Annotated in this window: 18 protein-coding genes; 2 read left to right on the top strand and 16 right to left on the bottom strand. The window is 62.5% G+C overall.

What is annotated here, in order from left to right:
• Window positions 1–8: 8 nt before the first annotated feature.
• The 8 genes from pstB to R2N11_RS23725 all read right to left on the bottom strand — a co-directional run bounded on the left by pstB (window position 9) and on the right by R2N11_RS23725 (window position 9,175).
• Window positions 9–800, bottom strand: coding sequence for a phosphate ABC transporter ATP-binding protein PstB (pstB, locus tag R2N11_RS23760; RefSeq protein ID WP_430715471.1), 792 nt, complete (start codon window positions 798–800; stop codon window positions 9–11).
• Entirely contained in the window at window positions 797–1,681 is an 885-nt protein-coding gene (gene pstA / locus R2N11_RS23755) for a phosphate ABC transporter permease PstA (protein WP_199032749.1), read from the bottom strand. The genes pstB and pstA overlap by 4 nt, the downstream gene beginning before the upstream one ends.
• A 38-nt stretch (window positions 1,682–1,719) precedes the next feature.
• Window positions 1,720–2,694 carry a phosphate ABC transporter permease PstC gene (gene pstC, locus R2N11_RS23750; RefSeq protein WP_199032750.1) on the bottom strand — a complete coding sequence of 325 codons (975 nt, stop codon included), beginning with the start codon at window positions 2,692–2,694 and terminating at the stop codon, window positions 1,720–1,722.
• Window positions 2,695–2,810: 116 nt separating this feature from the next.
• A complete protein-coding gene (gene pstS, locus R2N11_RS23745; protein ID WP_316682608.1) occupies window positions 2,811–3,851 on the bottom strand; it encodes a phosphate ABC transporter substrate-binding protein PstS in 1,041 nt (346 codons plus the stop codon).
• A gap of 193 nt (window positions 3,852–4,044) precedes the next feature.
• On the bottom strand, window positions 4,045–5,388 hold the full coding sequence (gene glmM, locus R2N11_RS23740; RefSeq protein WP_316682607.1) for a phosphoglucosamine mutase: 1,344 nt from the start codon (window positions 5,386–5,388) through the stop codon (window positions 4,045–4,047).
• 94 nt (window positions 5,389–5,482) lie between these two features.
• On the bottom strand, window positions 5,483–6,346 hold the full coding sequence (gene folP, locus R2N11_RS23735) for a dihydropteroate synthase (RefSeq protein WP_316682626.1): 864 nt from the start codon (window positions 6,344–6,346) through the stop codon (window positions 5,483–5,485).
• A 148-nt stretch (window positions 6,347–6,494) separates the two neighbouring features.
• Window positions 6,495–8,381 (bottom strand): ATP-dependent zinc metalloprotease FtsH, encoded by a 1,887-nt coding sequence (gene ftsH / locus R2N11_RS23730; RefSeq protein WP_199032753.1) that lies wholly within the window; start codon window positions 8,379–8,381, stop codon window positions 6,495–6,497.
• Window positions 8,382–8,509: 128 nt separating this feature from the next.
• Window positions 8,510–9,175, bottom strand: coding sequence for an RlmE family RNA methyltransferase (locus R2N11_RS23725; protein ID WP_316682606.1), 666 nt, complete (start codon window positions 9,173–9,175; stop codon window positions 8,510–8,512).
• 96 nt (window positions 9,176–9,271) lie between these two features.
• Between R2N11_RS23725 and R2N11_RS23720 the strand changes: the two genes are divergently transcribed.
• Window positions 9,272–9,772 (top strand): YhbY family RNA-binding protein, encoded by a 501-nt coding sequence (locus R2N11_RS23720; protein WP_316682605.1) that lies wholly within the window; start codon window positions 9,272–9,274, stop codon window positions 9,770–9,772.
• 56 nt (window positions 9,773–9,828) lie between these two features.
• Here R2N11_RS23720 and R2N11_RS23715 read toward each other — a convergent pair whose 3' ends face one another.
• The 8 genes from R2N11_RS23715 to gloB form a co-directional block, all read right to left on the bottom strand.
• Window positions 9,829–10,296, bottom strand: a complete 468-nt coding sequence (locus R2N11_RS23715; RefSeq protein ID WP_199033322.1) for a DUF4149 domain-containing protein — start codon at window positions 10,294–10,296, stop codon at window positions 9,829–9,831.
• Between the two features lie 25 nt (window positions 10,297–10,321).
• Window positions 10,322–10,798: a transcription elongation factor GreA gene (gene greA, locus R2N11_RS23710; RefSeq protein ID WP_199033323.1), complete on the bottom strand. Its 477-nt coding sequence runs from the start codon at window positions 10,796–10,798 to the stop codon at window positions 10,322–10,324.
• A gap of 206 nt (window positions 10,799–11,004) precedes the next feature.
• Window positions 11,005–14,250, bottom strand: a complete 3,246-nt coding sequence (carB, locus tag R2N11_RS23705; protein WP_199027382.1) for a carbamoyl-phosphate synthase large subunit — start codon at window positions 14,248–14,250, stop codon at window positions 11,005–11,007.
• A 16-nt stretch (window positions 14,251–14,266) separates the two neighbouring features.
• A complete protein-coding gene (gene leuE / locus R2N11_RS23700) occupies window positions 14,267–14,941 on the bottom strand; it encodes a leucine efflux protein LeuE (protein ID WP_316682604.1) in 675 nt (224 codons plus the stop codon).
• A 34-nt stretch (window positions 14,942–14,975) separates the two neighbouring features.
• Window positions 14,976–16,112, bottom strand: a complete 1,137-nt coding sequence (carA, locus tag R2N11_RS23695) for a glutamine-hydrolyzing carbamoyl-phosphate synthase small subunit (protein ID WP_199027393.1) — start codon at window positions 16,110–16,112, stop codon at window positions 14,976–14,978.
• Window positions 16,113–16,440: 328 nt separating this feature from the next.
• Complete coding sequence (gene prpE / locus R2N11_RS23690) at window positions 16,441–18,342, bottom strand: propionate--CoA ligase (RefSeq protein ID WP_316682603.1); 1,902 nt, start codon at window positions 18,340–18,342, stop codon at window positions 16,441–16,443.
• A gap of 153 nt (window positions 18,343–18,495) precedes the next feature.
• Complete coding sequence (locus R2N11_RS23685; protein WP_199027403.1) at window positions 18,496–20,025, bottom strand: transglycosylase SLT domain-containing protein; 1,530 nt, start codon at window positions 20,023–20,025, stop codon at window positions 18,496–18,498.
• A gap of 138 nt (window positions 20,026–20,163) precedes the next feature.
• On the bottom strand, window positions 20,164–21,003 hold the full coding sequence (gene gloB, locus R2N11_RS23680; RefSeq protein WP_316682602.1) for a hydroxyacylglutathione hydrolase: 840 nt from the start codon (window positions 21,001–21,003) through the stop codon (window positions 20,164–20,166).
• Here gloB and R2N11_RS23675 point away from each other — a divergent pair.
• The gene (locus tag R2N11_RS23675) at window positions 21,002–21,910 is read left to right on the top strand and encodes a class I SAM-dependent methyltransferase (RefSeq protein ID WP_316682601.1); all 909 of its coding nucleotides are present in this window, start codon (window positions 21,002–21,004) and stop codon (window positions 21,908–21,910) included. The genes gloB and R2N11_RS23675 overlap by 2 nt on opposite strands.
• Window positions 21,911–21,923 lie beyond the last annotated feature (13 nt).

Raw genomic sequence — 21,923 nt, 5'->3', positions numbered from 1 at the left:
GTTCCAGATCAGCCGAAGCGGCCGGTAATGTAGTCTTCCGTTTCCTTGCGGTGCGGCTTGATGAAGATCTTCTCGGTCTCACCAAACTCGATCAACTCGCCCAGGTACATGTAAGCCGTGTAGTCGGAGCAGCGCGCCGCCTGTTGCATGTTATGCGTCACGATGACGACGGTGTAGTCGTCTTTCAACTCAGCAATCAGCTCTTCGATCTTACCGGTGGAAATCGGGTCCAGTGCCGAGCACGGCTCGTCCAGCAGCAGCACTTCCGGACGGATGGCGATGCCGCGTGCGATGCACAGACGCTGTTGCTGGCCGCCCGACAGGCCGTAGCCCGACTGGTTGAGCTTGTCCTTGACTTCGCTCCACAGCGCGGCCTTGGTCAGCGCCCATTCCACGCGGTCATCCATTTCAGAGCGCGACAGGCGCTCGAACAGCTTCACGCCAAAAGCGATGTTGTCGTAGATCGACATCGGGAACGGCGTCGGCTTCTGGAACACCATGCCCACCTTGGCGCGCAGCAGAGCGATGTCCGTCTTCGACGTAAGCAGGTTTTCGCCGTCCATGTTGATCGCACCTTCGGCGCGCTGCTCGGGGTACAGGGCGTACATCTTGTTGAACGTACGCAGCAGCGTCGACTTGCCACAACCCGACGGGCCGATGAACGCCGTCACCTGCTTCTCGGGAATCTGCAGCGAGATGTTCTTGAGCGCGTGGAACTTACCGTAGTAGAAGTTCAGGTCACGCACATCGATCTTGGGGCTTTGCGTGCGCACTTCGAGGGACGTAGCAGTCATGGTCATTTCTTGGTGAACAAGGCACGCGCGAGGACGTTCAGCCCCAGCACACCCAGCGTAATCAGGAACACCCCGGCCCAGGCCAATTGCTGCCACTCGGGGAACGGGCTCATTGCAAACTTGAAGATCACCACCGGCATGGTCGCCATCGGCTGATTCAGATCCAGGCTCCAGAACTGATTGTTCAGCGCGGTGAAGAGCAGCGGCGCAGTCTCGCCGGCAATGCGGGCCACGGCCAGCAGCACCCCGGTAATCACGCCGGCATACGATGCCTTGAGGGTGATCGACAGAATCATCTTCCACTTGGGCGTACCGAGCGCCATGGCAGCCTCACGCATCGCGTTGGGCACCAGGTTCAGCATGTTCTCGGTGGTGCGCACCACGATCGGGATCTGCAGCAGCGCCAGCGCAAGCACACCGGCAATCCCCGAGAAGTGCTGCACGCGCGCCACCACAACGGCATACACAAACAAACCGATCACGATGGACGGTGCCGACAGCAGGATGTCATTGATGAAACGCGTGGCGCTGGCCAGCATCGACGTCTTGCCGTACTCCGCCAGGTAGATACCCGCCAGAATGCCCAGCGGCGTGCCGATCAGCGTGGCCATACCGACCAGCATGAACGAACCGGCGATGGCGTTGGCCAGTCCGCCGCCCGGCGTGTTGGGCGGCGGCGTCATCTCCGTGAAGAGTGACAGCGACAGGCCGCCCACACCCAGCGACAGCGTGGTCCACAGAATCCACGCCAGCCACAACAGGCCAAAGCCCATGGCAGCAAGTGAAAGTGCCAGCGCAATACCGTTGATGTTGCGGCGACGGGCCTGCAGGCGCGCTTTGATCTTCTCAGAGTCGGCGCGGACGGCAGGAATGGATGGCGTACGCATGGTGTTGGGTCTCATGGCGTCGGGCAGATCGTTTTGGTTCACTTCTTGCCCTCGCTCTTCTGCAAGCGCAGCAGAAGCAGCTTGGACGCCGCCAGCACGATGAACGTAATGACGAACAGGATCAAGCCCAACTCCATCAGCGCGGCGGTGTGCAGGCCTTGGCCCGCTTCCGCAAACTCATTGGCCAGAGCCGAGGTAATGCTGTTGCCCGGCGAGAACAGCGACGCGTCAGACAGCAGGTTGGTGTTGCCGATCACGAACGTCACCGCCATGGTCTCGCCCAGCGCGCGACCCAGACCCAGCATCACACCGCCGATCACACCAGCCTTGGTGTACGGCAGCACCACGTTCCACATGACTTCCCACGTCGTGCAGCCCACGCCGTAGGCGGATTCCTTGAGCAGCGTCGGCGTGATCTCGAACACGTCGCGCATCACCGCCGAGATGTAAGGGATGATCATGATGGCCAGAATCACCCCCGCGCACAGCAGGCCGATACCGATCGGTGCGCCCTGGAACAGCGCCCCGATGACCGGGATCTTGCCGACAGTCGCGGCCAGCGGTTTTTGAAAATACTCGCCGAAGATCGGCGCAAACACGAGCAGACCCCACATGCCGTAGACGATGGAAGGCACAGCGGCGAGCAGCTCGATGGCGGTACCCAGCGGTCGGCGCAGCCAGGCTGGCGACAGCTCGGTCAGAAACAGGGCAATGCCAAAGCTCACGGGCACGGCAATGATGAGCGCGATCAGCGACGTGACCAGCGTGCCGTAGACCGGCACCAGCGCGCCGTAGATGTCCGAGGGGGGATCCCACTCCGAATTCACCAGGAACGACAGGCCGAATTGCTTGATCGAGGGCCAGGAGCTGATGATCAGCGAAACGATGATGCCGCCCAGCAGCAGCAGCGTAACGATTGCGGCAAGGCGGGTCAGACCGCCAAACACCAGGTCGCCAGTGCGGCTTGGTGCGCGCATGCGGGAAGCGCCAGAAGAATCAGAGAGCGTGGCCATGAGGGAAACCGGTCAGCCGTGAGAGAAGCTGTTGAAATGGCGCGGGCGGCCGATCTGCACCGCCCGCCCGCACCTTGTGCTGCACTTATGTACTGCACGCATGCAGCGGACAACGATCAGTTATAGATCGCCTTGCCCGACGCGTCCTTCACGTTCGACTTCCACGTCGCGCGGATCTGGTTCTTCACAGCATCCGGCAGCGGCACGTAGTCCAGACCCTTGGCGGCATCATCGCCACCCTTGTAGGCCCAGTCGAAGAACTTCATGACTTCTGCGCCTTGTTCCGGCTTGGCCTGGGTCTTGTGCAGCAGGATGAACGTTGCACCAGCGATCGGCCATGCGTCCTTGCCCGGCTCGTCCGTCAGGATCTGGTAGTACGTCTTGCTCCACTCAGCACCGGCAGCCGCCGCCTTGAAGGCGTCAGCCGTCGGTTGCACCACGGCGCCCGACTTGTTCTGCAGATTCACGTGGGTCATCTTGTTCTGCTTGGCGTAGGCGTACTCAACGTAGCCGATTGCGCCACTCAGACGCTGCACGAAAGCGGCCACGCCTTCGTTGCCCTTGCCGCCCGTACCGATCGGCCAGTTCACGGTCGTGCCTTCGCCAACCTTGCCCTTCCACTCGACATTCACCTTCGACAGGTAGTTCGTGAAGATGAACGAGGTGCCCGAACCGTCAGCACGGCGCACCACCAGGATGTCCTGGTCCGGCAGCGGGGCCTTCGGGTTCAGCTTGGCGATGGCCGGATCATTCCACTTCTTGATCTTGCCCAGATAGATGTCGCCCAGCACTTGGCCGTTCAGGGTCAGCCCGCTAATGGCCTGGCCTTTGGAATCCTTCAGGTTGATCACCGGCACCACGCCGCCGATCACGGTCGGGAACTGGATCAGACCATCCTTGTTCAGCTCTTCGTCCTTCAGCGGCATGTCCGATGCGCCGAAGTCGACGGTCTTGGCGGTAATCTGCTTGATGCCACCCGACGAACCGATACCTTGGTAATTCACCTTGGCCTGGGTCGCCTTATTGTAGTCAGCTGCCCACTTGTTGTAGACGGGTGCCGGGAACGTTGCGCCAGCGCCAGTGATGTCAACAGCAAATGCGGCACCAGCGAAAGCCAGCGCAGCCACGCCCGCAATCGCGGTTTTGACCAGTTTCATGTGTCCTCCAGAGGAGCGGTTGAGCGATGACAGATTTTTGACACCCGAACTTTAGGTCGCTCACATGACACTTCTGTGACAACACAAAAACTTCTCAGAGCCGGCTTAAGGCACACGAAAGTCGCCCTTAAGCCATAAAAAAAGCGGCGCCAAGGCCGCTTTTTAATTGCTTCTGCAGCGTTCGTCCGTCAATTCACTGGAACGTTGCCGCCAAGCGCTCTGCGTGCTGCGTGGCAAGGTCGGCATCCTGTGCCTCAACCATCACCCGAACCACAGGTTCGGTGCCGGACGGGCGGATCAGCACACGCCCCTTGCCGTTGAGCTCCGCCTCGCTCGTCTTGAGCGCAGCCTGCAAGCCAGCGTGCGACTTCCAGTCGAAACCCTTCTCAACGCGCACGTTGATCAGCTTTTGCGGGAACAGGCGCACACCGTCCAGCATCTGGTCGAGCGTCTGGCCGCTGCGGCGCAATGCCGCAAGTACCTGCAACGCCGAGATGATGCCGTCGCCCGTGCTGTGCTTGTCCAGGCACAGCAAATGGCCCGAACCTTCACCGCCCAGCAGCCAGCCGTTCTTCTTCAGTTCTTCGAGCACATAGCGGTCACCGACCTTGGCGCGCACAAACTCGACGCCCTGCGCCTTGAGCGCCAACTCCACCGCCAGGTTGGTCATGAGCGTGCCCACAGCGCCCGGCACGGCCTGCCCAGCAGCGCGACGTGCCTGCACCATCACGTAGAGCAGCTCATCGCCGTTATACAGGCGGCCGTTGCGGTCGACCACCTGCAGGCGGTCGGCATCGCCATCGAAGGCCAGACCGATGTCGGCGCCGTGTTCGCGCGTCGCTTCGACGAGCTTGCCGGGCGCTGTCGCGCCGTAGCCATCGTTGATGTTGCGACCGTTCGGCTGGTTGCCGATCGATACCACGTCCGCACCCAACTCGTGGAAGACGTGCGGAGCGATGTGGTATGCCGCGCCATGCGCGCTATCCAGCACGACCTTCATGCCGAACAGGTTCAGGTCGTTCGGGAACGTGCTCTTGCAGAACTCAATGTAGCGACCAGCGGCATCCTCAATGCGGCGGGCCCGACCCAACGCATCCGACGCCGCGTACTCCATCGGCTTTTCCAGTTCGGCTTCGATCTGCAGTTCGGTCTCGTCCGGGAGCTTGTCGCCGCTGGCCGAGAAAAACTTGATGCCGTTGTCGTAGTAAGGATTGTGTGATGCTGAAATTACCACGCCCGCCGACAGGCGCAGTGCGCGCGTCAAATAAGCCACGCCAGGCGTCGGCAGCGGGCCGCTCATCAGCACGTCCACACCGGCAGCCGTGAAGCCGGCTTCCAGTGCCGCTTCCAGCATATAGCCCGACAAGCGCGTGTCCTTGCCGATCAGCACGGTAGGCCGGCCGTGGCCGTGCGACTCGGCGCCGTGTGCCAACACGCGCCCAGCGGCATAGCCAAGACGCAGCACAAAATCGGGTGTGATCGGGGCCTCGCCCACGCGCCCGCGAATGCCATCGGTGCCGAAATACTTCCTGGACATGAGGAATCTCTCCTGCAGTAGTTTCTTTATTGTTTGTAAAGTGCCGGCCGCGGCCGGGCAATCGTCTGTTCGCTTGACCCCGCTCGCACGACCATCACGCGAGCGGTGGATCAACCCGCTCGTGACGCATCGCCCACCAGACCTGAAGCGCTTCCACGGTCGGCCGCACGTCGTGCACACGCACGATGAAAGCGCCGCGCTCCGCTGCCAGCAGCGCCGCTGCCACACTGGCGGTAATGCGCTCGGCTGGCGGTTTGCCACCCAGCACTGCACCCAACGTCGATTTGCGCGACAGACCCGCCAACAATGGCAAACCGATCTGTTCGAACTGCGCCAAGCGATTGAGCATGGTGAGATTGTGATCCGGCGTTTTACCAAAACCAAATCCCGGATCGAGCGAAATGCGCTCGGCGGCCACACCGGCAGCCAGCAACGCTTCGGTCTGTCTGCGCAGGAAGGCCGTCACTTCGCCCATCAGATCCGTATAGCTGGGTGACTCCTGCATCGTTTCTGGATCACGCTGCATATGCATCACGCACAGGCCGGCGTTGCCCTTGGCCACCGCCTCAATCGCCCCAGGGCGGCGAAAACCCCAGATGTCGTTGATGAGATCGGCGCCGCCCTCCAGCGTGGCGCGCATCACCTCAGGCTTGTAGGTGTCGATAGACAGCGGTTTGCCGCAGTCGCGCAGCGCCTCGACGATCGGCATCACACGGTCCAGCTCTTCCTGCAAGCCAAGCGGCGCAGCCCCCGGCCGGCTCGATTCGCCACCGATGTCGATCATGTCGACACCCTCGGCGATCAGTTGTTCAGCATGGAGCAACGCCGTATCGCGGGTGGCATGCTGACCGCCGTCGGAAAATGAATCGGGTGTGACGTTGAGAATGCCCATGACCAGCGGGCGCCGATCATGTGCGTAGCGAAAACGTCCGCATTGGAAGTGCGTCGTAGCGGGAATGGAAGCAGACAAGATATGCGAATCAGAGTACAGCGCAGGGCCAGAATGCTACGCCAAGTGTCCCCAAAAAGGCGCTAACAAAAAAGCCGGTGCGCGTGCACCGGCTTTTCTGCTCCGCCCTCGGGGCAACAAACCTATGAGGCAGTCATCATGCCGTGGCCGGCACATTCCCCGGGTTCGCACCGGCGGGCGTACCGCCACCCGGCGGGGTGCTGCCACCGCCGGTCGAACCATAGCGCGGCGGACGCGGCGGCTTACCGTCCATGATGTCGTTGACCTGATCGGCGTCGATGGTTTCCCACTCGAGCAGCGCGGCCGTCATGGCTTCCACCTTGTCGCGGTTGGCTTCCAGCAGGCCCTTAGCCAGGGCGTACTGCTCGTCAACAATGCGACGAATTTCCGCATCGACCTTTTGCTGCGTCGCCTCGGACACCGTCTTCGATGCCATGCGACCGAAGAAGCCGTCCTGCTCGGTGTCGACATAGACCATGGTGCCCAGCGTGTCGCTCATGCCATAGCGCGTCACCATGTCGCGGGCCATCTTCGTGGCGCGCTCGAAGTCGTTCGAGGCACCAGTGCTCATCGCACCCAAGAACACCTCTTCTGCTGCGCGACCGCCGAAAAGAATGGCGACCTCTTCAAGCATCGTGTCCTTATAGGCGTAATGCTTGTCGTGCTCCGGCAGTTGCCAGGTCAGACCACCAGCCCAGCCGCGCGGCATGATCGTGACCTTGTGCACCGGATCAGCCTTCGGCAGCAGCTTGGCAACCACCGCGTGGCCCGACTCGTGGTACGCCGTGGCCTTGCGCTCCTCTTCACGAATCACGGCCGACTTGCGCTCCGGACCCATGTAGATCTTGTCCTTCGCATCTTCAAAGTCTTGCATGTCAACCACGCGCTTGTTACGGCGGGCGGCAAACAGCGCAGCTTCGTTGACTAGGTTGGCCAAATCGGCGCCCGAGAAGCCCGGCGTGCCACGTGCGAGCACCGACGCATCCACGTCGTTGCCGATCGGCACCTTGCGCATATGCACTTTGAGAATCTGCTCGCGGCCGCGGATGTCCGGCAGGCCCACGTAGACCTGGCGGTCGAAACGGCCCGGGCGCAGCAGCGCCTTGTCGAGCACGTCAGCACGGTTGGTCGCGGCGATGACGATGACGCCCGAGTTGGCCTCGAAACCGTCCATCTCGACCAGCATCTGGTTCAGGGTCTGTTCGCGCTCGTCATTGCCACCGCCCATGCCGGCGCCACGATGGCGGCCAACCGCGTCGATTTCATCGATGAACACGATGCAAGGCGCCTGCTTCTTGGCGTTCTCGAACATGTCGCGCACACGGGCTGCGCCCACGCCGACGAACATTTCAACGAAGTCCGAACCGGAAATGCTGAAGAACGGCACCTTGGCTTCACCGGCAATGGCACGCGCCAGCAGCGTCTTACCCGTACCTGGGGGGCCAACCAGCAACACACCGCGTGGAATGCGACCACCCAGCTTCTGGAATTTCTGCGGATCTTTCAGGAAGTCGACCAGCTCGACAACCTCCTCCTTCGATTCGTCACACCCTGCCACGTCAGCAAAGGTGACGCTGTTGTTGTTCTCGTCGATCAACCGCGCTCGAGATTTGCCGAACGAGAAGGCACCGCCTTTCCCGCCGCCCTGCATCTGTCGCATCATGTAGAACCAGAACACGATGATCAGCAGCGTCGGGCCAAGATAGTAGAGCGCCGTAAGAAGCACACCCTGCTCTTCTTCTGCCTTGCCAGTCACCTGCACGCCGTACTTCATCAGGTCGCCGACCATCCAGATGTCGCCCGGCGAGATGATGGAGTACTTGTTGCCCTCGTTGGGCGTGACCAGCAGCGTGCGGCCCTGCACTTCGACACGCTTGACCTTGCCGGCCTTTGCGTCATCCATGAATTGCGAGTACGTCACACCCTCTTGGGTGCGCGGCTTGTCGAACTGCTTGAAGACGGTGAACAGCACCAAGGCAATCACCAGCCAGATGGCCGCCTTCTGAAACCAGTTGTTATTCAAGGCGAGACTCCTTTAGAAATGCCTTGACGGGATGCTTGGCATTGTAATGCACGGACACCGCCGCGGGTTGATTGCCCGCAAGACCATCGGCCACTCAGAGCCACCGGGCCCTTCCTGAGTAACGTCCGTCAGCCCGGATGCTTGAGCTGGCGGCCCAGCAGGAACGTCTCGGAAGACTTGTCGCGAGAGGCCTTGGGCTTGCGGGGCGCCACGATCTTGAAATGGCGCTTGAACATCTCGACGATCTGACTATAGCCACTGCCGTGAAAACATTTGATCAGCAGCGCACCCTCGGGTTTCAGGTGCGCCTGGGCAAATTCCACGGCCAGCTCGGCGATGTGCTCCATGCGCGCGGCGTCCGCCGACGCCACACCTGAGAGGTTGGGGGCCATATCGGACAAAACAAGGTCCACTTTGCCGCCGCCGGTCGCGTTCAGCACAATTTCTTCGAGTTGGCGGAAAACCGCCTCCTCGCGGAAGTCGCCCTGGATGAACTCGACGTCGGCAATGGCTTCCATCGGCAGGATATCGATGGCGACGATGGCGCCATCAATGCGCCCGTCCTTGGCGCGCGGCGAGGCGGCCAACTTGTTGCGCACGTACTGGCTCCAGCTTCCCGGCGCAGCGCCCAAGTCGACGATGACCTGACCGGGCTTGATCAGCTTGTCCTGCTCGTCGATCTCCTTGAGCTTGTAGGCGGCGCGCGCGCGATAGCCCTCGCGCTGCGCCAGCTTTACGTACGGATCATTGATATGGTCGTGCAGCCACGACTGGTTGAATTTGTTCTTTGCCATCGAATTGGTTGCCAAACTGCCTAAACCTGGTGGCCAGGACTGATTTTGGCGGATAATACGCGCCGTTTGTCTTTTTGCGCGATCTCGCCTCTATTTATGCCCGCCCTTATCCTCACCCCTGCCCAGCGATCGGAATTGCGCTCGGAAGCGCATGCGTTGAACCCGGTCGTCATCATCGGTGCGGAGGGCCTGACCAAGGCCGTTCTGGCCGAAATCGACCGCTCACTGGCGTCCCATACGCTGATCAAGGTGCGCGTGGCGGGCGATGACCGCGAAGCGCGCATTGAAATCTATGACACCATCTGCGCCCGCCTGCAGGCTGCGCCCGTGCAGCACATCGGCAAGCTGCTGGTCATCTGGCGTGAAGGCCCGGCCTACCTGAAGGAAAACCAGCCGAAGGATCTCAAGCCGCCGCGCAAGACTACCATCGGTGCCGGCCCGCGCTCTGTCACGGTGCGCAAGCCGAATCCGAACAGCGCGCGCCGCCCGAAGCCAGTCCGCTTGAGCGTGCTCGGCAACGAGCGCGTCACGGCCGGAGGCAACGTCAAGCGTGCCAAACCGCGCCAAACCAGCCAGAAGAAGAAGGCTCTGTCCTAATCTCATCCTGGACTGCACAGAAAAGACCGGCTTCTCAGCCGGTCTTTTCTTTTGCATCAGGTAGGCTGACGAATACCGGCTGTTTTCCAGATCAGAGCAAGGCCAAACAGACTTTGCACCAAGTAGAACACGCTCGACACACCGTGCAGCATGCCGAACTGGGCCCGGTATGCCGAGTCACCGACAGCCAAGCCTTGCGCCGCCGCTTGCTCGCGCAGTGAAGCCATGAACGGTTGCAACCCAAAGTAGCCGACCAGTACGCACACCAGCATCCCCAGCACCAGCCATCGCAGCGGCTTGTATCCCGCCTGCCCGCGTCGTACCAGCGCCGTGGCAGCCAGGAGCAGCAAACAACCTACGCCCAGGCCAATCCACGCTTCGGCATGGAACAGTCGGCCGGCGATCGAACCGGCCAACTGGCGGTCCTCCAACATGGCAAACAGCGTCGGGGCAACGATGTAGCCGATGGTCCAGAGCGATCCGCACCATACCGTAGCAAGCAACTGAAAGAAGCGCTGAGGCATGGGGAATCGCTCCGGCTGGAGGTGATTAGAGGTACTTGACTGCCAGGACTTCGTACTCGCGCTCGCCACCCGGGGCGACCACGGTGGCGACGTCGCCTTCAAACTTGCCGATCAGCGCACGGGCGATCGGCGAGCTGATCGAGATCTTGCCGGTTTCCAGATCGGCTTCGTCATCACCGACGATCTGGTACGTGACAGGCTTGCCCGAATCCAGATCTTCCAGGTCGATGGTGGCGCCGAAGACCACACGGCCCTCGGCGTCGAGAGATGCCGGGTCGATGATCTGCGCAGCCGACAGCTTGCCTTCGATCTCCTGGATGCGGCCTTCAATGAAGCCCTGGCGCTCTTTGGCGGCATCGTAGTCGGCGTTTTCGGACAGATCGCCCTGGGCACGTGCCTCGGCGATGGCGTTGACGACGGCCGGACGCTCCTTGGTCTTCAGACGGTGGAGTTCGTCTTTCAGCATCTCGGCACCGCGCTTGGTAATCGGAATGGTGCTCATAGTGAGTAATTCGGAATCACAAAAAAATCAGCCGCTGCGAAGCGGGAGGGCGCGTAGCGCACACCCGCCTGACGGCGGCTGTCGTTGTTTTGACACGGACGCTGTAGTGTAGGCGAACCGCCTGGAGGCAGCAACTGCCGCCCTCTGGGGGTGCTGACCGCGACGCTATGCCGCGTCGCGGGCCAAACTCAGCGTCCCACCAGGCCTTACAGGGTGGCGTGCAAACCCTGCAGATCGTACACATCCAGATGCTGCATGTGCTTCAGACCTTCCACCGCAGCGCGGGCGCCAGCGATGGTGGTGTAGTAGGTCACGCGCTGGGCCAGTGCAGCCTGACGGATGGAGCGCGAGTCGGCAATCGCGGCGCGCGTCTCATCGACCGTCGTGAACACGAGTGCGATCTCGCTGTTCTTGATCATGTCGACGATGTGCGGACGGCCGTCCTTGACCTTGTTGACCACGCGCACCGGAATACCGGCGGCTTCGATGGCCGAGGCCGTGCCGCGCGTCGCCACGATCGGGTAGCCCAACGTATGCAGCGCGCGGGCCACTTCCACCGCGGCCGGCTTGTCGCTGTCCTTGACCGTCATCAGCACCGTACCCTTTTCGGGCAGGCGCGAACCGGCGGCCAACTGGCTCTTGAAGAGTGCCTCACCGAAGGTCTTGCCAACGCCCATCACTTCGCCGGTGGAGCGCATTTCCGGTCCAAGCACCGGATCAACGCCCGGGAATTTGTTGAACGGGAACACGGCTTCCTTGACGCTGTAGTAGGCCGGCACAATCTCCGTCTCAATGCCTTGCGAGTCCAGCGACTGGCCAGCCATGCAGCGCGCAGCCACCTTGGCCAGCGAAACGCTGGTCGCCTTCGACACATACGGCACCGTACGCGAGGCGCGCGGGTTCACTTCCAGCACGTAGACGATGTCTTCGCCGCCCTTCTGCTGGATGGCGAACTGCACGTTCATCAGGCCGACCACGTTCAGCGCCTTGGCCATTGCGGCAGTCTGGCGCTTGAGTTCATCCACGGTGGCTTGCGACAGCGAGTACGGCGGCAGCGAGCACGCCGAGTCGCCCGAGTGCACGCCAGCCTGCTCGATGTGCTCCATCACACCGCCGATGAAGACGCGCTTGCCGTCGGAGAGGCAATCCACGTCGCATTCGATGGCATCGTTCAGGAAGCGGTCGAGCAACACGGGGCTGTCGTTCGACACCTTCACGGCTTCGCGCATGTAGCGCTCGAGGTCGCGCGGCTCGTGCACGATTTCCATTGCGCGGCCACCCAGCACGTACGACGGGCGCACCACCAGCGGGTAGCCGATTTCTTCGGCCAGCTTCAGCGCTTCGTCTTCAGCGCGAGCGGTACGATTGGGCGGCTGGCGCAGGCCCAGCTCGTGCAGTAGCTTCTGGAAGCGCTCGCGGTCTTCGGCCGCATCGATCATGTCCGGCGACGTGCCGATGATGGGCACGCCATTGGCTTCCAGGTCGAGCGCGAGCTTCAGCGGCGTCTGGCCGCCGTATTGCACGATTACACCAACCGGCTTTTCTTTGTCGACGATTTCGAGCACGTCTTCCAGCGTCACCGGCTCGAAGTACAGGCGGTCGGAGGTGTCGTAGTCGGTCGAAACGGTTTCCGGGTTGCAGTTGACCATGATGGTCTCGTACCCGTCTTCGCGCAGTGCCAGTGCAGCGTGCACGCAGCAGTAGTCGAACTCGATACCCTGACCGATCCGGTTCGGGCCACCGCCCAGCACCATGATCTTCTTGTTGTTGGTCGGCTCGGCCTCGCATTCGCCATGCTCGGCTTCGTACGTCGAGTACAGATACGCCGTGTTGGTCGCGAACTCGGCCGCGCAGGTATCCACGCGCTTGTAGACCGGGCGCACCTTCTCAGCGATGCGTTTTTCGCGCACAGCCTGGGCCGTCGTCTTCATCAGCTTGGCCAGGCGGCGGTCGGAGAAGCCCTTCTGCTTGAGCAGACGCAGTTCGGCAGCCGACAGGCTATCGAGCGTGCGGGCCTTGACCAGCGCTTCGGTCTTGACGATGTCTTCGATCTGCGCAAGGAACCACGGGTCAACGGACGTTTCGGCATAGACCTCGTCGATCGACAGGCCCAAGCGGAATGCGTCACCCAGATACCAGATGCGGTCCGGACCCGCTTCGCCAATCTCTTCGATGATCTCGTCGCGGTCGGTCGACTTTTCGTCCAGGCCATCCACGCCCACTTCCAGGCCGCGCAGTGCCTTTTGGAACGATTCCTGGAAGGTCCGGCCCATGGCCATCACTTCACCCACCGACTTCATCTGCGTGGTCAGGTGGCTGTCAGCCTGCGGGAATTTCTCGAATGCGAAACGCGGCACCTTGGTGACCACGTAGTCGATCGACGGTTCGAACGACGCCGGGGTCGCACCGCCGGTGATCTCGTTCTTCAACTCGTCCAGCGTGTAGCCCACGGCCAGCTTGGCCGCGACCTTGGCGATCGGGAAACCCGTGGCCTTCGAAGCCAGCGCCGACGAACGCGACACACGCGGGTTCATCTCGATGACGATCATGCGACCGTCCTTCGGGTTGATCGAGAACTGCACGTTCGAACCGCCCGTATCGACACCGATCTCGCGCAGCACAGCCAGCGAGGCGTTACGCAGGATCTGATATTCCTTATCGGTCAGCGTCTGTGCGGGGGCCACAGTGATGGAGTCACCGGTATGGATGCCCATCGGGTCCAGGTTCTCGATCGAGCAGACGATGATGCAGTTGTCGGCCTTGTCGCGCACGACCTCCATCTCGTATTCCTTCCAGCCGAGCAGCGATTCTTCGATCAGCAGTTCGTTGGTCGGCGAGAGGTCGAGACCGCGCTTGCAGATCTCTTCGAATTCTTCGCGGTTGTAGGCGATGCCGCCGCCCGTGCCGCCCAGCGTGAACGATGGGCGGATCACGATCGGGTAACCGCTGGTGCCGGTTTCCTTGGCAATCAACGCCTGCACGGCCAGCGCTTCTTCCATCGAATGCGCAATGCCCGATTTGGCCGAACCCAGGCCAATCTTGGTCATCGCGTTCTTGAACTTCTGGCGGTCTTCGGCCTTGTCGATGGCCTCAGGCGAGGCGCCGATCAGCTCGACGTTGTACTTCGCCAGCACGCCGTGGCGATGCAGGTCCAGCGCGCAATTCAGCGCGGTCTGGCCGCCCATGGTCGGCAGGATCGCGTCCGGACGCTCCTTGGCGATGATGCGCTCGACCACTTCCCAGGTGATCGGCTCGATGTAGGTCACATCGGCCGTGCTGGGGTCGGTCATGATGGTGGCCGGGTTGCTATTGACCAGGACCACCTTGAAGCCTTCCTCACGCAGTGCCTTGCAGGCCTGCGCGCCGGAGTAATCGAATTCACACGCCTGGCCGATGATGATCGGACCCGCGCCGATGATCAGGATGGTTTTGATATCTGTACGTTTTGGCATAACCCGCTCGATTCGATTAATTCAGTGTGGCCGTCGCCAGCTTGGCGGAAAAGCCGATAAACATGGCGCCGACGCCGCTGCTCATACCGGCAGACAAACGTCGTCGCGCGCGGAACGCTGCGGCCAGCCGCGCGCCCACGAAGATGATGGTGGTCAGGTACAGGAAGCTGCAGATCTGGCAGACCAGCCCCAGCACGACGAACGACACGACCGGCAGCGCGTAGTGCGGATCGACGAACTGGATGAAGAACGAGATGAAGAACAGGATCGCCTTCGGGTTCAGCAGGCTGATCACCAGCGCCTTCTTGAACGGATTGGCTTCATCTGCCGGCGCTGCGCTCTGCTCAACCGACTCGCCTGCCTTGCGCGCACGCCAGTTGCTCAATGCACCGCGCAACATCTGCAGACCAATCCACGCCAGGTAGGCGGCACCGATGTACTTCACGACGTAGAACAGCGCCGGACTCGCCTTCAGCAGCGAAGCCACGCCTGCCGCCGACAGCACCATCAGGATGGCATCGCCCAGAAACACGCCACATGCGCCCTGGTAGCCCGCGCGCACCCCGCGACGGGCCGCCACCGACAGCACGTACATCGAGTTCGGCCCCGGCAGCAGTACGATGAAGATCGTGCCGAGCAGGAAGGTCCAGAACTCGGTGACGCCGAAGTGGGCGAGCATGAAGGCGTTCATGACTGAGTTTGCGTCCGTTTGGCTCTCGTTTGCGTTACTGCTTCGCTGCGTCCATCGCCGCTGTGAAGCGGTCGAACAGATACGCGATGTCGTGCGGGCCGGGCGAGGCTTCCGGGTGGCCCTGGAAGCAGAACGCCGGACGGTCGGTCAGCTCGAAGCCCTGCAGCGTGCCGTCGAACAGCGAGACGTGCGTCACACGCGCATTGGCCGGCAGCGAAGCCGGGTCCACCGCAAAGCCGTGGTTCTGCGAGGTGATCACCACGCGACCATCCTGCAGGTCCTTGACCGGATGGTTGGCACCGTGGTGACCGGTCTTCATCTTGAGCGTCTTGGCACCGACGGCCAGGCCCATGATCTGGTGACCCAGGCAGATGCCGAACGTCGGGAGACGGCGGTCCAAGAATTCCTTGGCAGCGGCAATGGCGTAGTCGCACGGCTCCGGATCGCCGGGACCGTTGGAGAGGAACACGCCGTCCGGATTGTGCGCCAGCACATCGGCGGCGCTGGTCTGTGCCGGCACCACCGTCACGCGGCAGCCGCGCTCGGCCAGCATGCGCAGGATGTTGAACTTCACGCCAAAGTCGTACGCGACAACGTGGTACTTCGGAGCTTCCTGCTTGCCATAACCTTGACCCAGCACCCATTCGGTCTGGGTCCACTCGTACGGCTCAGTGACGGATACGACCTTTGCCAGATCCATACCCGACAGGCCCGGGAACGAGCGCGCCAGGTCGATGGCCTTCTGCACGTTGTCTTCGCCGGCCAGAATGCAACCGTTCTGGGCGCCCTTTTCACGCAGGATGCGGGTCAGCTTGCGGGTGTCGATGCCGGCAATGGCGACAACCTTCTCGCCCTTCAGGTAATGCGAGAGCGAATGCTCCTTGCGGAAGTTCGACGCGAGGATCGGCAAATCCTTGATGATGAGACCGGCGGCATGGACTTTCGTGGCTTCGACGTCCTCACGGTTCACACCGACGTTACCGATATGCGGGTACGTAAGCGTGACGATCTGGCGCGAGTAGCTCGGATCGGTAAGGATTTCCTGATAGCCGGTGATGGCAGTGTTGAACACCACTTCGCCGATCGTATGACCGGCGGCACCGATGGAATAGCCACGAAAGACCGTGCCGTCTGCAAGCGCGAGGATGGCGGGCGGGAAAGACGGCAACACGGGTAGCTCCTGCTGGATTCACCCTGTGCCGACCTGATCGCCTTGCTCGCCGAAGCGGAATTCCGGCTGTGCGGAACCCAGACCGTTTGCGCGTAGAAGCCCGGGCAGAACTCACCGGAAAACGAGGCAGACGGGGCGGCAGGCGGGAGGTAGGAAGCGGTTGGCGCTAGGGTGATGGGTTTCTGAACTCAAACCTGACAATTATACCCGGGCGCCACAAAAAACTCAATGAAAGGAAGGACTTAACGGCGAGTCGCCCTTGAGTTGGGACGCCCCGCCAAGTCTGCAAGCCCCGCTCTCAGTTGTCGAAAAGATCACTTTTCTCGCCCTACGTGCCCCGCATTACCGACTGCACCTGGGCCAGCGCGGTCGGGTCTTCAATCGTGGTCAGGTCTCCCGGATCACGCCCTTCGGCCACGGCCTGCATCGCCCGACGCAGCAGCTTCCCAGAACGCGTTTTGGGCAGTGCGTTGACGAAAAACACGCGTGACGGCCGCGCCACCGCACCGAGTTGGGCCTCCACGGTGCGCATGAGCTCCCCCTCGAGCGCAAGGCGGTCGGTCGACTCCGCAACGCGTGACGCGTCGCGCACGATGGCAAAACCCATTGCCACCTGCCCCTTCAACTGGTCCGCCACGCCCACCACCGCCACCTCGGCGATCGCAGGATGCGACGACAGGCTCTCTTCGATCTCGCGCGTGCCCAGGCGATGGCCCGCCACGTTGATTACGTCATCCGTGCGGCCAAGGATGGTGATGTAGCCATCCTCATCGCGCACACCCCAGTCAAAGCTGGAATAGATCTGGCCGCCCGGGAACGCTGACCAGTAGGTTTTGAGAAAGCGCGCATCATCGCCCCAGACGGTGCTCATGCAGCCCGGCGGCAGCGGCGCAGCGACAGCGAGCAGGCCCTTCTCACCGGGCGCGCAGGGCTCGCCGCTCACCTCGTCGAGAATGTCGAGTTTGTAGCCGTACACCGGAAAGCCCGGCGAGCCCAGCTTTTGCGTCGACGGCTCCACGCCCTGTGGGATGGCGAGCATCGGCCAGCCGGTCTCGGTCTGCCAGTAGTTGTCGACGATGGGCTTGTGCAGCGCATCGCCGATCCAGCTTGCGGTAGGCTCATCCAGTGGCTCGCCCGCCAGAAACAGGCGGCGCAGACTGGACAGGTCGTGCCGATGCAGCAGCGCCGGATCCTGCTTTTTAAGCACGCGAATGGCCGTCGGCGCGGTGAACATCACGTTCACCCGGTACTGCTCGACAATGCGCCACCAGATGGCGCCGTCTGGGCGGATGGGCGTGCCTTCGTACATCACCGTCGTCAGGCCAGCGAGCAGCGGCGCGTAGACGATGTAGCTGTGGCCGACCACCCAGCCGACGTCGGACGCGGTAAACATCGTGTCGCCGGCCTGCGCGCCGAAAATCAGCGGGATCGACGCGGCCAACGCCACCGCATAACCACCGGTATCACGTTGGACGCCCTTGGGCTTGCCCGTCGTGCCCGAGGTGTAGAGGATGTACGACGGTTCACTCGACTCCATCCACTCGCACGGCACGTCGGCATTCGCATGCTCGCTGCCAAGCACAGCGTAGTCGACATCACGTGCGTTGTGCCGCATCGGCGCCAGGTGGCGATTGACGAGCAGCACGTGCTCGGGCTTATGCGCTGCCAGGTCGATAGCCGCGTCGAGCAGCGGTTTGTACTCGACCACCTTGCCCGCCCGCGAGCCCGCGTCGGCGCTGACGATCACGCGCGGCGTGGCATCGTCGATGCGCGTGGCCAGGCTGTTGGATGCGAAGCCGCCGAACACCACCGAGTGGATCGCCCCTATGCGCGCACAGGCCAGCATCGCGAATGCGGCCTCGGGAATCATCGGCAGATAGATCAGCACCCGATCCCCCCGCTTGACGCCCAGCGCCTGCAGGCAGGCCGCCATGCGATTGACCTCACGATGGAGCTGGCGATACGTGTACGTTGTCTCGATACCGGTTTCTGTAGAGACATACACCAGCGCAGCTTGCTCGCCACGCGTGGCGAGATGCCGATCCACCGCGTTGTGGCACAGATTGGTACGCCCGCCGATAAACCAGCGCGCAAACGGCAAGCGTGAATCATCGAGCACGGCGGAGTACGGCGTCTGCCAGTCGATACGCTGGGCTTGCTCGTGCCAGAAGCCGGAAGGGTCATCGACAGAACGCTGGTACAGCGCTTGGTATGCGGCGGACATGGGCATGACGTTGTCTCCAGGCCGACCCGCTACGTGGCGTGCCGGCTCAATGTTCGATGTGCTCGATGCAGCTACTGTGCGACCGCCAACTTACGCAGGTCTTACCGTAGCCCAAAAAGAAAACGGCGCCCCGCAGGACGCCGCTTCAGTTTGCCAGCTTCAGCGCTTCTTGCGCTTGGTCGATGTGCTGGCCACCGGCCTAGCCTTGACGACCGGCTTGCCGGCCACCTTGGCTGTCGAGACCCGCCCGGTCGACGCCGCCGCCGACGTTGCCGATACCCGCACCGCACGCACACGACCACCGCCGCGCGCCTGCGGCAGCATCAGCACCACGCTGTGCCCCCGCGGAATCGCATCGCCCGGCAACTGGTTCCACGCACGAAGTTGCGCCACAGACACGCCATAGCGCCGCGATAGGCCTGCCACCGTATCGCGCTTGCCCGCACGCACCACCACCTTTCGCAGGTCTGGCATGTCGGGTTCGACGGCCATGGTGGCGTTTTCGGCCAGCTCAGGGCTGATATCGGGCGCATCATCTTTGGCGCCGTCCGCGCGCGGCACAACCACAGTTGAGCCAGCCTTCAGGCGCATGCCCTTGGGGATGCGGTTGATCTCGCGGATGGTGTCCGGGTCAACCTTCAGCCGCGCCGCCAAGGCTTCCACACGTTCACGGTTGCCCACCGTTACCGCCGTCCAGCTGGACAGGCCGCCGCGATACGTATTCAGGTTGTACTGAAACGTTTCCGCGTTGTCATACGGCAGCAGAATCTGCGGGTTCGAGGCCCCCAGGATCACTGGCCGGTTGAACGACGGGTTGAGCGCCTTGAACTCATCCATCGGCAGATTGGCCAGCCGCGCCGCCAGCACCACATCAATATCACGCGAGGTGGTGACGGTGACGAAGTACGGGTGGTTTGGGATGTCCGGCAGCCGCACGCCGTAGCGCTCGGGGTTGGCGATGATGTTCTTCACCGCCTGGAGCTTGGGCACGTACATGCGCGTCTCGGCGGGCATGTTCAGGTTGACGTAGTCCGTCGACAGGCCCGCTGCCTGGTTGCGTGCAATGGCACGCGCGACAGAACCCTCGCCCCAGTTGTAGGCAGCCAGCGCCAGTTGCCAGTCGCCAAACTGATCGTGCAGCTTGGAGAGGTAATCCAGCGCGGCGTCTGTCGAGGCGAGCACGTCGCGGCGCTCGTCCTGGAAGACGTTCTGCTTGAGGTTGTAGGTTCGGCCGGTACTCGGGATGAACTGCCACATCCCGGCTGCCTTGGCGCTCGACACTGCCTGCGGGTTGAACGCACTTTCCACGAACGGCAGCAGCGCCAGTTCAGTGGGCATGTTGCGCCGCTCCAGCTCCTCAACGATGTGATACAGGTAGCGGTTCGAGCGTTCGACCATCCGCTGGAACGCTTCGGGGCGCTGCGCATACCAATCGGCACGGTCATCCACGGCCGAGCTTTGCAGGTCGGGCATGGAAAAACCCTGGCGAATGCGCGCCCAGAGATCCTTAGCCGGCCCTTTCAGGGAGGCTACGGGCTGCTGATCAACATTGACGACCGGCGCATTTTGGCCGGAAGTGGAGGCAGAGGCGCTTGCGCTGGCAGTGTCGGCATTCGGAGCGGGAGCCGTCGCACAGGCCGCGAGAAGCAGACTGAGCACAGATGCCGCAAGAAGTCGCACGGATCGCATCAAGTTCTGAGGGGTTGGACCTAAAAATTGCCCCAGATAGTAAGAAAGGCATCCCGCGGCGTCAACCCGCGTTGACCCTGCGATTGCCTCGGCAGCATCCCGGTGCACAGGTGGCGACACCCCGCGCGGCCTGTATTCTCAACGGAAGCCGTTCTTCCACTCGCGCAAAGCGGCGAATACGGCCACCGGATCTTTTGTATCAATACCGGCGTGACGAGCCACCGCTTGCGTTACTTCAGGCGCGTCCGATCGCATAAAAGGGTTGGTCGCGCACTCGTGGCCAACGGTGGTAGGCACAGTCGAGCGGCCGTCGGCCCGCAGCGCCCCGACCTTAGCCTCCCAGGCAGCCAAGCTGGCGTTGCCCGGCTCGACTGCGCGTGCAAAGCGCACATTCGATGCGGTGTACTCATGCGCGCAGTAAACAAGCGTGCTTGGCGCCAGCGCCGCCAGCTTGGCCAGCGATGCACGCATCTGCGCGGGCGTGCCTTCAAAGAGCCGGCCACAACCCGTCGCGAATAGCGTGTCACCGCAAAACAGGCTGGCAGGCGCCTTGTCGCCTTGCAGCTGGCCGACGTAGGCGACATGGCCACTGGTGTGACCCGGCACATCAAGCACGCGGAACGTGGCGGCCGGCTGAGCGAGCGAGACGATGTCGCCTTCGCGTACGGCCTGGGTGCGGCACGGGATAGATTCGCCTGCCGGGCCGATTACCGGCAACGGTGCACCCTCGGGATTCTCCGGATACGCGGCGACCAGTTCTCGCACCCCACCAACGTGATCGCCGTGGTGATGTGTGATTACAATGGCACCGAGCGCAAGCCCGCGCTCCTGCAGAAAGCGCAGCACCGGTTGCGCGTCGCCTGGGTCCACGACAGCAGCCACGCGGCCATCATGAAGCGCCCAAATATAATTGTCGGCAAACGCGGCGATCGCCTCTACCTCAAGTGCTGCCACCAGCGGCACACCACCCTGGACCATGCCCGACTCCTCTAACGATCGTCGCATTATAGATTGGCACCACTGGCTGGCTTCACCGCCTGGACAGTACGTCCTACGCTGGGAGCAGGCGCAATTCGATCGCACCGTGGCCGACATGTTCGGTTTTCACGCGCTGCAACTCGGCCACCCTGGCTTTGGCGCGCTGCGCGAGAACCGCATCCCCCTGATTGCGCGCGTGATCGACGATATCGACCCGACCGCCCCCATTGAAACGCTCGACCCAATGGACGGCGACCCGGCCGAGCCCGTAGACGCCTCCGCCGACGGCGAGAGCGATGCCAGCGCGACCCAGCGTCAGGCCAAGCCTCGTGTGATCTGCCGCTACGACGAACTGCCGTTCGCCTCGCAAAGCATCGACCTCGTAGCCCTGCCCCATGTGCTGGAATTCACAGACGACCCGCACGAAGTGCTGCGCGAAGTGGCGCGTGTGCTGATGCCTGAAGGGCGATTGATCATCACCGGCTTCAACCCGCTGAGCCTGTGGGGCATGCGCCAGGGCATGCGGCGCCTGGGTACGGAATCGTTCCTGCCCGCGCAAAGCCAGATGATTGCCTTCACCCGACTGAAAGACTGGCTCAAGCTGCTCGGATTTGATATCGTGCGCGGCCGTTTCGGCTGCTACCGCCCACCCAACCGTACCGAAAAGTGGCTGCAGCGCACGGCCTTCATGGAGAAGGCTGGCGATCGCTGGTGGCCGATCTTCGGGGCGGTCTACATGCTGCAGGCCGTCAAGCGCGTGCGCGGCATGCGTATGGTTGGCCCCGCATGGAAGACCCGGAAGTCTCCCACGCTGGTGCCGGCTGGTACGCCAGTCGCCACGCCATCGGGTTCGCATTCGACCAAGACGCCGCCGGCCGCCGCGTGCGACGGCAAATCGGGCGCGTAACTTCAGCCGATCG

Source organism: Ralstonia flaminis (genome assembly GCF_958415495.1).
Classification (GTDB): domain Bacteria; phylum Pseudomonadota; class Gammaproteobacteria; order Burkholderiales; family Burkholderiaceae; genus Ralstonia; species Ralstonia flaminis.
Note: the sequence above shows the minus strand (reverse complement) of the source record. Positions and strands in the feature narration are given on the sequence as shown.

Excerpts from the sequence above, each read along its gene's own strand:
- pstB (WP_430715471.1), bottom strand. The coding sequence starts at position 800 with ATGACCATGACTGCTACGTCCCTCGAAGTGCGCACGCAAAGCCCCAAG.
- pstA (WP_199032749.1), bottom strand. The coding sequence starts at position 1,681 with ATGCGTACGCCATCCATTCCTGCCGTCCGCGCCGACTCTGAGAAGATC.
- pstC (WP_199032750.1), bottom strand. The coding sequence starts at position 2,694 with ATGGCCACGCTCTCTGATTCTTCTGGCGCTTCCCGCATGCGCGCACCA.
- pstS (WP_316682608.1), bottom strand. The coding sequence starts at position 3,851 with ATGAAACTGGTCAAAACCGCGATTGCGGGCGTGGCTGCGCTGGCTTTC.
- glmM (WP_316682607.1), bottom strand. The coding sequence starts at position 5,388 with ATGTCCAGGAAGTATTTCGGCACCGATGGCATTCGCGGGCGCGTGGGC.
- R2N11_RS23725 (WP_316682606.1), bottom strand. The coding sequence starts at position 9,175 with ATGGCAAAGAACAAATTCAACCAGTCGTGGCTGCACGACCATATCAAT.
- R2N11_RS23720 (WP_316682605.1), top strand. The coding sequence starts at position 9,272 with ATGCCCGCCCTTATCCTCACCCCTGCCCAGCGATCGGAATTGCGCTCG.
- R2N11_RS23715 (WP_199033322.1), bottom strand. The coding sequence starts at position 10,296 with ATGCCTCAGCGCTTCTTTCAGTTGCTTGCTACGGTATGGTGCGGATCG.
- greA (WP_199033323.1), bottom strand. The coding sequence starts at position 10,798 with ATGAGCACCATTCCGATTACCAAGCGCGGTGCCGAGATGCTGAAAGAC.
- carB (WP_199027382.1), bottom strand. The coding sequence starts at position 14,250 with ATGCCAAAACGTACAGATATCAAAACCATCCTGATCATCGGCGCGGGT.
- leuE (WP_316682604.1), bottom strand. The coding sequence starts at position 14,941 with ATGAACGCCTTCATGCTCGCCCACTTCGGCGTCACCGAGTTCTGGACC.
- prpE (WP_316682603.1), bottom strand. The coding sequence starts at position 18,342 with ATGCCCATGTCCGCCGCATACCAAGCGCTGTACCAGCGTTCTGTCGAT.
- R2N11_RS23685 (WP_199027403.1), bottom strand. The coding sequence starts at position 20,025 with ATGCGATCCGTGCGACTTCTTGCGGCATCTGTGCTCAGTCTGCTTCTC.
- R2N11_RS23675 (WP_316682601.1), top strand. The coding sequence starts at position 21,002 with ATGCCCGACTCCTCTAACGATCGTCGCATTATAGATTGGCACCACTGG.
- gloB (WP_316682602.1), bottom strand. The coding sequence starts at position 21,003 with ATGGTCCAGGGTGGTGTGCCGCTGGTGGCAGCACTTGAGGTAGAGGCG.